The organism is Peribacillus suis (assembly GCF_059384845.1).
The window spans coordinates 746,713-760,402 of record NZ_CM182019.1 but is presented as its reverse complement, the minus strand read 5'-3'; the positions used below and the strand labels follow the sequence as shown (position 1 = coordinate 760,402).

9 protein-coding genes are annotated in these 13,690 nt (G+C 41.1%); 4 read left to right on the top strand and 5 right to left on the bottom strand.

The window, feature by feature from the left end:
• Positions 1–6: 6 nt before the first annotated feature.
• Positions 7–795 (bottom strand): HAD family hydrolase, encoded by a 789-nt coding sequence (locus AC503W_RS03695; RefSeq protein ID WP_427688097.1) that lies wholly within the window; start codon positions 793–795, stop codon positions 7–9.
• Positions 796–997: 202 nt separating this feature from the next.
• Positions 998–1,546 carry a histidine phosphatase family protein gene (locus AC503W_RS03690; RefSeq protein WP_402990755.1) on the bottom strand — a complete coding sequence of 183 codons (549 nt, stop codon included), beginning with the start codon at positions 1,544–1,546 and terminating at the stop codon, positions 998–1,000.
• Between the two features lie 112 nt (positions 1,547–1,658).
• On the opposite strand from AC503W_RS03690, the gene AC503W_RS03685 reads away from it, so the two are divergent.
• Positions 1,659–2,552: a PdaC/SigV domain-containing protein gene (locus tag AC503W_RS03685; protein ID WP_427688099.1), complete on the top strand. Its 894-nt coding sequence runs from the start codon at positions 1,659–1,661 to the stop codon at positions 2,550–2,552.
• Positions 2,553–2,709: 157 nt separating this feature from the next.
• Positions 2,710–3,483 carry an STAS domain-containing protein gene (locus AC503W_RS03680; RefSeq protein WP_402955170.1) on the top strand — a complete coding sequence of 258 codons (774 nt, stop codon included), beginning with the start codon at positions 2,710–2,712 and terminating at the stop codon, positions 3,481–3,483.
• A gap of 34 nt (positions 3,484–3,517) precedes the next feature.
• Here AC503W_RS03680 and AC503W_RS03675 read toward each other — a convergent pair whose 3' ends face one another.
• Positions 3,518–3,976 carry a hypothetical protein gene (locus AC503W_RS03675; protein ID WP_402867469.1) on the bottom strand — a complete coding sequence of 153 codons (459 nt, stop codon included), beginning with the start codon at positions 3,974–3,976 and terminating at the stop codon, positions 3,518–3,520.
• Positions 3,977–4,278: 302 nt separating this feature from the next.
• A complete protein-coding gene (locus AC503W_RS03670; RefSeq protein ID WP_402955167.1) occupies positions 4,279–5,418 on the bottom strand; it encodes a zinc-dependent alcohol dehydrogenase in 1,140 nt (379 codons plus the stop codon).
• A gap of 300 nt (positions 5,419–5,718) precedes the next feature.
• Between AC503W_RS03670 and AC503W_RS03665 the strand changes: the two genes are divergently transcribed.
• Both AC503W_RS03665 and AC503W_RS03660 read left to right on the top strand, forming a co-directional pair.
• Positions 5,719–6,939 (top strand): ATP-binding protein, encoded by a 1,221-nt coding sequence (locus tag AC503W_RS03665; protein WP_494916095.1) that lies wholly within the window; start codon positions 5,719–5,721, stop codon positions 6,937–6,939.
• A gap of 612 nt (positions 6,940–7,551) precedes the next feature.
• On the top strand, positions 7,552–8,442 hold the full coding sequence (locus AC503W_RS03660) for a TauD/TfdA dioxygenase family protein (protein ID WP_494916093.1): 891 nt from the start codon (positions 7,552–7,554) through the stop codon (positions 8,440–8,442).
• A 162-nt stretch (positions 8,443–8,604) separates the two neighbouring features.
• On the opposite strand, the gene AC503W_RS03655 is transcribed toward AC503W_RS03660, so the two are convergent.
• Complete coding sequence (locus AC503W_RS03655; protein ID WP_494916091.1) at positions 8,605–13,560, bottom strand: S8 family peptidase; 4,956 nt, start codon at positions 13,558–13,560, stop codon at positions 8,605–8,607.
• Positions 13,561–13,690 lie beyond the last annotated feature (130 nt).

The window sequence follows — 13,690 nt, the reverse complement described above, 5'->3', positions numbered from 1 at the left end:
TCTGTTTTATTCTTTTAACCCCTCAAGAATAGGATATAGTTCTTCTAGATGTTTGATTTCATAGGTAGGGATGACTTCATTCCGTTCCTTGTCATGACGATTGATCCATACCGACTGAATGCCGGCACGTGTGGCACCAAGAATATCCGTCATTAAATTATCACCGACCATGAGCACTTCATCCTTATCAAGATTCATGAGTTCAAGTGCATGCTCAAAAATGGAAGCATCCGGTTTTCCGCGTCCAAACGCTCCGGAAATGACAATCTGATCAAAATATGGAACAAGTTCAGGCGTGATTTCAAGCTTCGTATTTTGAAGCTGGGGTGAACCATTCGTCAGCAATAACAATTTGTACTTTCCTTTTAACTCATCCAACACACAGAAGGACTCTTCATAGATGAACGGCTTTTTCCGTCTCTCAGCCGGAAAGCGTTCTGCAAGTTCCGCCCCGAATGCCGGATCATCAATTCCTAGGGCCTTCAACCCTCTTGTCCATGCCTCTTTCCGGTATATCGGCACAATCTTGGCCATTTTCCGGAACTCATCATGGTCATCCTGAAAATCTCCCCAAAGCCCTTCGAAAGGATTGATTCCAATCATTTTTGTAAACTCGTATGTATCATAAGAAGAATAAAGCTCACGTGCTTCCTTGCGTACCGCTTCCTCAAACTCGCCAATATTTACGTCATACTTCGCCTTTGCCACTTCACATGTTGCTACAAAAGCTTCTTTCACACTTTTCTGATCCCAGAGTAATGTATCATCCAAATCAAAAAATATAGCTTTCACCAAGACGTTCACCCTCTTTTCCATTCGTTATATTCGAAAAAATTGCACTATTACAATAATAAACCACAACGGTTGGAAAAAGAATAACTATTGGGGAAATTACCTACATCTTTTTCTGGAATAATAAAAAGATTTTCGCATTACTTACACGGATACAAACCACCCATACCACTATCATTATGGCCCCTTACAAACTATTTTTCACTTATTTAGGAAAGGGGACCTTTTCGAACATATATAACCTCCCATTGCTGGCGACTGCATACTTCGGACCAGAGAACCCCCTTCGGATCAACTCTTTCCTTATATACACCATGAGAGCCGCATGACTCACGATCAGGGTATCTTGCTCCCCATTTGCCAAGATTTGATCCAGTGCTTGATTGATCCGCTTTTCAGCTTTCTTGATTTCCAGTCTCGTTTGCTTGTTCAAGAATGAGGAGCACCGAATCCAGATGGCCCATAGAATGAAGGGCAGTTTCACTTTCCCTTTAAGAGGGGGCGAAGGAATTTCACGCAGTTCCTTCATTTGAATGATTTTATCGGGATAAATATGCTCGGCCGTCTTCACTGCCCTCGACATATCGCTTGTGTAGCAAGCCTTCCACTCCACGTCCAATAGTGGAGTTTCCCCATAAACAATATCCGCTTCATCATAATCCTTGAACCATTGGTCCATGAAATCGGCCGTCACATACTTTCCGGTTGGAAAATCATGATTGACCTTAAAATGTCGTACAAGTCCAATTTTCATCCTATTCCCCTCATTATCTGTGTAATATAATTGATACGTAAATAACACTATCTAGTTAATCAATACCCTTATATAATAGAACTGTAAAAATATAACACTAGGAGGAATGCGCATGTGGCCAATCAAAAACCTCTCAAAAATCGTCCTCGCTACCATACTAGCTTTTTCAACTTTTTCATACTTTCTGCTATCAACTGACTCTGCTTCCGCTGCCACTACCGAAAATGCCTTGGTCAATACGAAGAACAGTGATTTGACCGTCAGGAGCGGTCCTGGGACCAACTATAAAAAAGTCGGCTCCCTAAAGAAAGGAAAATCAGTGACCGTCTATTCCAGAACCAAATCGGGATGGTCGGAAATTCGTTACAAAGACAAAAAATCCTACGTATCCACTAAATATTTAGCGTTCAGCCCCGTGAAGATTACCAAGAAGAAGTATAAAAGTATCAGTGACTTATCGTATCCTCAAGTATCCGGACTAAAAAGTAAAACAGCCCAGGAAAAAATCAACCGAACATTCACTAAACATGCCAAAGAAGCTTATACATCCTATTTAAAAGTGAAACAAGCGAATAAGGAAGATAAAAATGAAGAGTGGTGCAATGGGAAAACGTGTAACTATATGTATGCGACCCAATATAAAGTGAAGTACAACCAAGACGGAAAGCTAAGTATCCTGCTCTACAATTATGTATATGAGGGCGGGGCACACGGAATCGGCGCTGTAACATCATATAATTTCAAAATATCTTCCGGCAAGCAAATGAAAATTGCCGACATCCTCACATCGAAACAGAAATATAAGAAAGTACAGAAGTACGCTTACAAATACATGAGCAAACATGAAGACTTTTTTGTCGATAAACAAAGTGATGTTCCCGTAAACAAACATTCCCAGTTTTATTACACTAAAGACGGAATTTATCTAATATTCCAGGAATACGAAGTAGCTCCCTATTCTTCCGGAAACCCATCCATAAAAATCCCGGGGTCGGTTTATAAATGATGTAGTTTGGCATGGGGATTGGCTTTAACTCCTATACCTTTTTACTACCCTTTATTCATTCTCGCTAACATATGATAAAGAATAGACAGATCCATCTCAATCTGTTACGATTTTTGGCGAGCGAGCATCATAAGAAATCGCATAAAGGGGTATCTCCATGTCAGATATATTAAATAACGTCAACACGTACCAACTGTTGGATAAAATAGAAGAAAACATCTTTTTAACGGATTCCGACCATACCATTGTTTGGTTTAACCAATATGCGAGGGATCTTTTAGTAACCATCGGTCCCTATGTGAGAATAACAAATCCCGATGATTTCATTGGACTAAACGTCAGTTCCTTTCACGGGGAACGACAGGAAAAAATACTTCGGGATGGTCCTTTTCCACACTCGGCACAAATCGTTCTTTTCAAAAAATTCAGTGCCAATATCATGGTGGATGAAATACTGAATGAAAGTGGAAAGCGAACAGGCTTTATCCTCTCATGGCAAGATGTAACGGAATATGAGGAAACGATCAAGGAAGGCAAAAAACTGCTTATGGAAATCGATACGCCGATAATCCCAACCGTCCACGATTCAACGGCTTTAGTGCCTATCATAGGAAAAATGACGCCCGACCGTTTAGAAACGATTCAATCTAAAATCCTGAACTATTGTAGAGATCACCAAATCGAGTATATCATCCTGGATTTCACTTCGTTTAAACATGACTTTGATATGTTCGAATTGGATGGTATCAATAAAATATTCAAGGCCCTGTCCTTAATGGGTGTGGAACCCGTCGTGGTCGGCATCGGACCAAAACTTGCTCAGTCGATCCTCCGAACTCGGATAGATATCGATTTTCGTCCCTTCAATTCCTTTAGGCAAGGCATTCAATATATCCTGGATACCAATGGATTTAAATTAATTAAAGAATAAAGAGAAGGCGACATCGCCTTCTCTATTATTTTGTTCACTTTTCAAGGTGAAAGTCCGTTATCGTGCATATTTTTCTGAATTTATATTTCCCGCTCATATCGCTGAACTGGTAATTCTTCAGCACGGTTTCAAGTTGACTCTTTAATGTATCTTCCGCCAAATATGAATCCATCTTTTCTTTCCAGTTTCCCGTTCCGATTAATGCATCGAATGGAACCGTGTTCAATACCTCATCATAAACCTGGATACTTTGGTCAATGCCAAAGCTGCCATAAATGGACCCATTTTCAGCAGCATAGATATGCTCCGATTCAAGTTCCTCAACCAGGATCTCGAAATACCCCTTGGATTCAACGGGGCAAACAGTAATCTCCGCTTCCGCCTTTACAGGACCGAATCTCTTATCTAGGATATCAATCGTTAATGTAACATGTAACGGCTGGTACACCTTCTCAACTTCTGCACATAATTCTGCTACAGTATTCACTATCATGCACTCTCCCCCTTGCTTTTGCTATTATTATATAACATTTTCTCCCCCTGACGCGTCTATTCAATCTCCCTTCGAAGCGATTCTTTCTTAATAACAGTACATTTTTCTCTTTAGCATGAAAGTGAATGTTGATGGTCTCTTCCTCTCCTGGCTCCGATCTGCCAGACAACATACCAAAATGTCCATTTCCCATATCAACCATACTGGAAAAACCGGACCTCGTATACACGTATTGTCATCCTCTACACGCCAAAAAAAGCCAATGGATAGACACATTGGCTTTTGGCAAGCATGAAGCATTTTTATGGTTTTAACACGACTTTGATGCATTCATCTTCATGGTCGTTAAATATTTGATAAGCGGCACTCGCTTGGTCGAGCGGGACTTTATGTGAGATGATTTCTGTCGGATCGAACTCACCTTTTGTAATTTTATCAAAAAGCATCGGCATGTAGTGAATGACCGGAGCTTGTCCCATTTTCAGGTTAATGTTCCGTTCGAATAAATTACCAAGCGGGAACATATTATATTTGGATCCGTATACACCGGTCAGTTGAATCGTACCGAATTTCTTGACTGAGTTCATCGCAATCTCGATGGCACTTAATGTTCCGCCCTGAAGCTTGAGTTTTTGCTCGATGGCTTCAATGGTTGATTTTTTTCCGTCCATTCCGACGCAGTCAATGACGATATCCACTCCGCCTGAAGTGATTTCCTTAATATAGGCACCCATATCATTATACTCATCGAAATTATACGTCTCCACCTTGTTCATCTGTTTTGCCCGGTTCAGCCTGTAGGGAAGGTTATCGATGGCAATCACACGCTTGGCGCCTTTCATCCAGGCAAACTTCTGGGCCATCAAACCGATTGGTCCACACCCTAGAATGGCGACCGTGCTGCCTTCCTTCACACCCGCATTCTCCACACTCCAATAAGCGGTCGGGAGCACGTCCGACATGAACAGAAGCGCCTCATCCTCTAGTTCACACGACTCCGGGATCACGAATGGCATGAAGTTTCCGTATGGTACCCGCAAATATTCAGCCTGTCCGCCTGGATAGTTCCCATAACGTTCCGTAAAGCCGAAATATCCACCCGTATCGATTTCTTCATTACGGTTCGAATTGTCACATTGGCTTTCCATATCATGTTCACAATAATAACAATGTCCACACGAAATATTGAAAGGAAGGACGACCCTGTCCCCTTTCTTTACCTTCGTGACTTCCGGTCCGACTTCCTCCACGATTCCCATCGGCTCATGGCCAATGACGTAATCCTTATGTGTCGGGAGCGCTCCCTGATAAATATGAAGATCGGACCCACAAATCGCCGTCGATGTCACCCGTACGATGATATCATCCTTCTGCTGTAATTTCGGATCCTCCACTTCTTTTACTTTTATATCCTTTGCACCTTGAAAAGTTACCGCCTTCATATTCAACCTCCTAATGGATTCTTATTACTTTTTTTATACCCATCCATCTTACTAATATGTCCCCATTTGCAAATTTTCAAAGAAAATTTTGTAAAAAAAATAAACTTCCACGATTCAATCAGGGCATACATTCCTACCTATTCCTATTGCCGCCTAACAACTTCCTTACAGACCTGCCTTTCATACTCTAGTAATAGACAGGAAATCAAAAGCTGAACACACACCCTATCTTTTCTGATTTACAAAGAACCAGGAAAAGATTACTATTAATTAAATAGAATTTTTAGAATAAGGTGATGTATGTTAAAAAACCATCAGTATTTTCAAAACCAACAACGATTCATTCTTAAGAGTTTCATGATTGTGTTGTCTTTATTACTAGTGGTGGGCATTTCCGTATCGCCAATAAGCTGGAAACATGACCCTATCGATATGTCTATACAAGTTATCCTGATATCCAGCATCATACTCTCTTTGTTTTTTTTCATAAAAAAAGACGAAAACAAATGGAAAACGATTTTCATTCTTCTCATGACGATTTACCTTTACCTGAAATTCTGGTTGTATCCAGATACCGCCATCATGATGGCCATGTTTGCCATGGCACCCTTAATCCCCATATTTTTATTTGATAAAATCGGATTTTACATTGTAGCTGCATCAAATGCCATACTCGGTCCAATTTTCATCCATTTCATTTCTCATACAAATTTACAATATACATATAAGTACGTCTCGCTTGATAGTTTCGGAAATATCTTGAATTTCATCGCGATCCAGATCATCTTGGCCTTTGTGTTCATCAGTACGAACAACAGGATGAACTCCATAAATGCCTTTCATACCGAATTACAACAAGCCAAGCAATTGGATTCGGTCGGTCAGCTTGCTGCCACCATCGCCCACGAGATTCGAAACCCAATTACGGTCGTAAAGGGATTTGCCCAGCTATTGGATCAAGAAAAGGAATTGAGCAAAACGGAAAAATTCTACGTACAAACGATGCTTACCGAACTGGAATTCACACAGGTCATTATCAATGACTATCTATCATTGGCAAAACCCCATACCGATAATATTGAGGTCATCCAGCTGAATCAGGAAATCCAGAAGACCTCTGACCTTTTGACCAGCTTTGCAAACAATCGTAATATAGGATTCCAACTACTATTCAAGGAAGATTTAATCATAAAGATCAATCCCATTGAGCTCAAGCAACTACTGGTCAACATTATGAAAAATGGCATTGAATCCATGAACAATCCAGGATTTATCATCGTCGAGACCAGTCAGGAACGAGACATGGCAAAAATCAAAATAACCGACACAGGCGTCGGTCTATCCAAAGAACAGCTTGAAATAATCGGCACCCCCTTTTATTCACTGAAAGATAGAGGAACCGGTATCGGTCTGACAGTCTGCTATACCATTGCCCAAAAGTACAAGGGGAAAATCGTCGTTGAAAGCCAAGTGAATAAAGGAACTTCCTTTATTATTTATTTCCCTGTATATAAGGGATGAGTGTATTGATACTATAGGTACAAAGGGTGACCCGCTATCATAAGGTCATCCTTTTCTATTGGACGTTAAAACAATCTTGCCATTTATTCCAACTAAAACTATAAGAATAATATAAAAGTCATTGACAAACTCATCCAATCATTGGTAAGATGCATTCATACACAAACCACTTTCCAGAATAGACCATATAGTTAGACGTTTGGAATCAACTGGTCTACCAGAGATTCAACAAGAGGAAACTCTTTGTTGGATCTCTTTTTTGTTTCTTACGTCTTAAAAGTCGACTATTCAAGTAGGTAAAGTGTAATTTAAAACAAGGAGGGGACTTATTGAAGGAATAGTACCAGTTAAAAAAGTACGGTCTCTCGATTAGTATTAGTGGGATGTATTGTAAATGTCAGTGAAACCTCACTAGAAAATCAACCTATCTAAAAAAACGGGACTTCTCGTTAGTGGAAAGAAAAAAGAAATTTTTCAAGGTGGATTTTTCTGAAACATCATGCAGCTATAAAGCGTAGTGGGTTTTTCAGTGGTCCCCCACTTTTCCATATTTTTAGTTGATAAGGTTATATCAAGGAGACATTCATTTCAAAAATTGAGGAGGAATATAGTATGACTGAAGTTAAGACAAAACAAGTGAAAGTGGTACCAGTAGCAGGAAGAATCGGAGCGGAGATTCAAGGTGTTCAATTAAGCGGAGACCTGGACCCGGCTATTTTTAACGAAATTAAACAAGCACTGAACGAGCATAAAGTGGTTTTCTTCAGAGGGCAACATCACTTAGACGATGCAGGCCAAGAAGCATTTTCCAGTCTATTGGGTGAACCCTACGCACATCCAACCGTACCCGTAAAAGACAATACCAACTATATCTTCGAGCTCGATTCCGAACAAGGTGCCAAAGCCAACCGTTGGCATACTGACGTCACGTTCGTTCCCGAAGTTCCCAAATACTCCATTCTAAGAGGTGTCACCATTCCAAATGTGGGTGGAGACACGGTTTGGGCGAACACGAATCAAGCATACGAAGACCTTCCGGTAGGTTTGCAAAAGCTTGCAGATGAAGCATGGGGTATTCATACAAATGAATACGATTATGCACAATTCAAACCAAGTGAAACGATTGATGATGAAGTGAAAAAGAACTATCGTGCCGTATTTGCATCGACCGTTTATAAAACAAGACATCCCGTAGTTCATGTGCACTCCGAAACAGGTAAAAAACATCTGTTACTAGGAGGATTTGCAGGCAGGATCGAAGGCTATTCCACAAGCGAATCCGAAAGACTACTAAGCATCTTTGATTCTTACGTCACGCGCTTGGAAAATACCGTACGCTGGCAGTGGACTGAAGGGGATGTCGTAATCTGGGATAACTTGGCCACTCAACATTACGCAATAGCAGACTACGAAGACCAACGCGTCGTACGCCGTGTCACAGTCGGAAAAGATATTCCCGTAAATCAGCAAGGCGAAGCCAGTAAGTTAATTAATAAGAAATAAGTGATAGTACGAGCCTCCCAGATATTTGTTTCTTCTCAGTATGTTGATAGGACTCCATGATCTTCATTTGAATTGTAAGACATTCAATCCGCTTAACCCCAAATCGTTTACAGCTAAAAAAAATCAACCTCCGATATTCCTATATCGGAGGTTGATTCGTAGTTATATCCTAACTTTCACTTTCGCCACTTTTGACTTATTCTTCGCTGCATCCTGGACGACAACATGCAATGTCGTATTGGCTTTTTGCTTTGGCACCTTGATTGAGAATGTGCCTTTCGCATTGACTTTACCCGATGCTACTTTTTCTTTTCCTTTATATATGGTGACCGTGGCTTTTTTCTCCCCTTTTCCCTTTACGACAGTAGTTGTCGTTGTCACTTTTTCCACAGTTGCTGCTTTTGGAGCAGTTCGGTCTAATACAACGCCTGTTTTCTTCGTTTTATTCCCGGCTTTGTCCTTGACGATCAATGTCCATTTCGTCTTGGCAGGGAGTTTGGCGATTTTTAATGTATACTTGCCATTTTTATAAACAGGCTTTGTATACGTCATTCCTTTTGCTGTGAATGTCATCGTCACATTTTTTTCGGTAACGATCGTGACAGCCATCGTTTTATCTGTCACTGTAATGGGCTTAACGGTTGGCGAGGTGCGGTCGAGCACGGTAATCGTTTTTACCTTACTAGCCTTATAGCCTTTTAGTGTCGCAGAAAGAGATAACTTCGTACCCGCTTTTTGCTTGGAAATCTTCATTGTGTATTGCCCATTTTTATCAGCTTTTGCTGATTTGATATTCTTTTTACCATTTTTCAAGGTCACAACCGCTTTAGGCGTCGTTTTTCCTTTGACCATGGTTGTTTGGTCGGTGACCGGTGAGATAGTCGGTACCTTTACTTCTTCTTTGATGCCCGGAACCGGTGCTACGATCTCCGCATCTTTACCGATTTGGAATAGACCCGTATTCTTCGCTGATGCGATTGGTCCTTTAGGACTTGCGGCCAGTGCCAATTCTGCACGATATTGACCGTCCTTCAATGATACATCCTTATCATCGATATGTCCGTAATAATCCAGACTGGCGTCTTCGAATACCTTATTATCCGCTTTATCGTAAATGCGCAGTACAGGCTTGACACTTGATGCTGAAGCCGTTGTTCCACCATGACTAATCGTATAGTCGCTCTTCACTGCTTTTTCAACAATTTGGCCGTTCGCTTGTTTTTCATAGGCAATGAGTGCATCGTCGGCTATGCTGAAGTCAGTCGACTGATTGACTAATACCGAAGATACGGTATTCCCATATGCATCCTTGATGGAAGTATGACCGGAAAGCTTGTCTCCCTGTAGCAGTATAGTTTTTGAGAGGGCAATATTAGCCTTGAAGTCGCCTCCAACCTGCCACTGGACTTGCTGCCCTTTTTGGAATGTTTGTTCACCTTTTGATAGGAAGTAGTTCCAAATGATATTGGCTGATTCATTGTCGCCAAGACCTAGTTGAACTTGTAAATCCATTTTTAAATTGGACGGTACATAAAAGGTATGACCAACGCGTAATGTTTTGATAAAGGACTGACTATATTCGTTGTACGGATAAATAATGGCCCCTCGTACATCGCTGTAGCCTGTTGCGTCAGCTGAGACCTTCACTTGGGCTAATTTCTCTTTATCGAAAATAACTGCATTCGTTTGACCATCTTTTACTTGTACTGTTGGTTCAAGGAAATAATAGTTAGCCTTTTGGTTGTTTTCATCCGGTAATGAAACATAGTTCCCTTCCATGACGAAGTTGCCTGGTTCTAGATAAACTGAATCATACTTATAATTTTGTAAGTTATTCGCCGTTATATAGGTTGTTTGACCACCTATTGTAACAGGCTTTTTAATCATCCAAAGTCTTGTAGAGACACCATCAAGCTTTTTGTCCCCATCCATCGCCGTCACCGCAACCTTTTGCATATTATCCGGAATGGAGATGTTCTTTAATTCATCTAAACTGGTGAACTGGCGGAATATATACGAGTATTCACCTGATGGCTGCATATAACGAATAATCGCCATGTTACCATTTTCTTCATCGCTTAATTCGAGATTGCTTGGTAATGATAAACTTTTCGTCGTATCCGTATTCTGACCCAGAGATTGGACCCATTCCGAATCGCCATCTTCCGTTTTCTCTAAACGATTGATCGTGATGTATGATGGAACATTATTACCACCCTTATTTTTTACCTGCATCGTCGTGCCTGAATCCTGCATGTCAATATTGATTGCCTTGTATAAGCCCTTTTCCGCTAAAGGGTTTTCATCTAACGTCAGTGAAATTTCATATTTTCCTTCTGTCACGTCCGAACTGCTCGTCACCCAGAAAGAATAGAAATAATATTGGCGGTTAGCTGGGTTTGTTGCGTTTTTCGCATGGCTATCAAGCATCACTTTATTATCAGATAGTCGCATAACTTTGTACTTCGAATAAATATCACCGAAGTTAATCGTTTCGATCTGTGCTTCATCATCCACAGTGGTCACGGTTTTTCCCGTATTCACATCTTTTTTATATAAAGCATCTTCTGAATGTAGGGAGCCTCGGTACATGCCCGCTAATTTATTGCCGTAATCATCACCAAATGTTTGCTTCGTGTAAAATGCTTTATCTAGTTTATACGCAATATTTGGATAAGGACGTTCGATGTACGTTAAGCCCCGTTGCTTGTAATAATTTTTAAGTGATTCTTGATCCGGTTCAAATTTTGTAATATCGATTGAGCCACCGGCTTTAATCACCGTCTTTTTATTTTTTTTGATGACGGCTTTTGTTTTATCATTCGCAAGTACGTAAACCCAGTTTTCCCCGCCATCCGGATCCTTCACTTCCGCATCAACCATATAATCATAGTCACCCGGTGTGACAAAGAATTTTTGACCAGTAATGACTTCGTCTGAACCGATTGCTTCTGAAATGGCATCATTATATAAATACAACACGCCATTTTCCAGTCCCTTATCACGATTATCAATGGCCACTTCCCCAGCTTCCCGGCTGTCAAAATCCAAAGTCTTCGTATCGTTCCCTACTTGGGCTGCTGTATTTGATAGGAAGTACGTTTTCCCCTCGGCCTTATGGTAAGAGAAAATGTTATATGCACCCTTATCTAAATAGACAGTCGGTTCCTCTTTCGCACCTTCCTCATTAATCATTGTCGTTGAACCTAATGTCATATCTTTTGCATCTTTCATGGCGATGAAGTATTGTGCGCCTGGCATACCTTTTCCTTCTTCATCCACCGTATTCAATGCGACTGGAACGGTATTTTCACTTTTTAACGTAATCGTTCCTGATGAAGCCACCTCACGTGAATACATGAACCACGAGTTACCTTTTGCCGTATCGAATTTCCCTTGTACAACAACTTGTAAGTTTTTCAAATCCGTACCCACATGGCTCGGTACACGAACGGCTCCTTCCGTATCTGTCGTGCCTGTCCACAATTCATTGTAGCCATGAGCATTTGTGTCATCCTCTTGTTCCACTTTTTCATACAATTTAACGGATGCACCTTTTGCGATTGTACCGCTTGGTGTCGTAACCGTGAACATGTAGCCTGATTGCGGGGCATTCATTACCTTCACTGATGTTTGAGTATGGGACAGTTCTTTACCATTCGAATCGAGTGCAACGGCAATTACCTGATGTGACCCGTCTGCCACCTTAGTCGTATCCCATTTGAATTGCACCGAGGTTTGACTCGCTGTCTTTACCTCACCGATGACATTTCCATCGTTTACTTCGTCTGTATAGAAAATAGTCTTACTTGTATTCGCATCATTAATCGCTACTTGTACAGTCGTGGTGCCAACGACATTCGCATTCTTTTTCGGTAAGACGAATGCTAATGAGGGAGTTTCCACATCGTCCGCTAACGCGGCTTTCGCATTTAGCTTACCATGGCCCGTTTTCTCATCCCAGCCCTCTTCGTTCAAATCGATTGCCGTTGATGTTAGTGCTTCCTCGACTTGACTCGAAGTCGCTTCTGGATGGTTGAGCTTATACAGCGCCGCAACAGCAGCGACATGTGGAGCAGCATAGGATGTACCAGAACCTGTAGAGTAGCGGCCTGCATCCGTACCTAAATCACCAAGTAATGAAGTACTTAAAACATTGACGCCTGGTGCCACGATATCTAAAGTGCTCCCATAATTCGAGCGTTCATACACTTGATCTTTTGTAGCAATGGCACCAACCGATAAGACATTCGGAAGAGCGGCAGGATAGGATGCATCTGCATTGCCGCCGCCGTTACCTGAAGCAGCTACAACCACGATACCTTTATCCGCGGCATTCTTTACGGCCTTTTCTATTGTTTCGCTATATTCACCGCTTATGCTCATATTGATGACATCAGCACCTTGCTCAACTGCATAATCAATACCTTGTGCGATATTGAAGGCATCCCCGACACCTAATTTATTCATGACCTTAACAGGGAGTATTTGGACATTCTCCTCACCTGCTATACCTGAAATCCCTTTTCCATTATTAGCATTCGCGGCAATGATCCCGGATACGAATGTACCATGACCTTGGTCATCCCCTTGAAACGCTGAATCATATCCTTCTACGAATGTTTTCCCCTCTAGTACACGGCCTGTTAAGTCTTCATGTGTACCTTGAACACCTGTATCTAGCACAGCTACTTTTACTAGATTGCTATTATCCTTGACGTTTTCCCACGCGCCCTGTGCATCGATGGCACTTAAGTTCCATTGATTTTTATAGTATGTATCATTTACATCTATAGTTTCAGCGGTTTTATATGTAACATTTTTTTCAACATATTCGACGTTATCCATCTTTTCAAGCTTTGTAATGGCAGTATTTGCTTCTTCAGCTTTTACATCATACAGCCCCAGTTGATTTTCCTCTTCTACATCTTCAACACCTATGTTTTTCATTTGTTTTTTTGATAAGGCGGCTTTATTCGTTTTATATTTAACTATTAATTGATCGGTCCCTGTTTTGGATTCCTCTTCCGCAGAAGCTATTGAACCAACTGGTAGAATTGCAGATATGGCAAGCGTAATTGCTGCCATCGTTTGAAGCCAAGTTTTTTTCTGTCTCATAAATTAAGCTCTCTCCCTACTCATTACCGTATATGTGGTGGACCACACCAAACCATCATAGTCGAGAATGATTATCATTGTCAATGATTTTTCCGAAAAATCTAGCAGTATCATCCCTAATACCTAGATT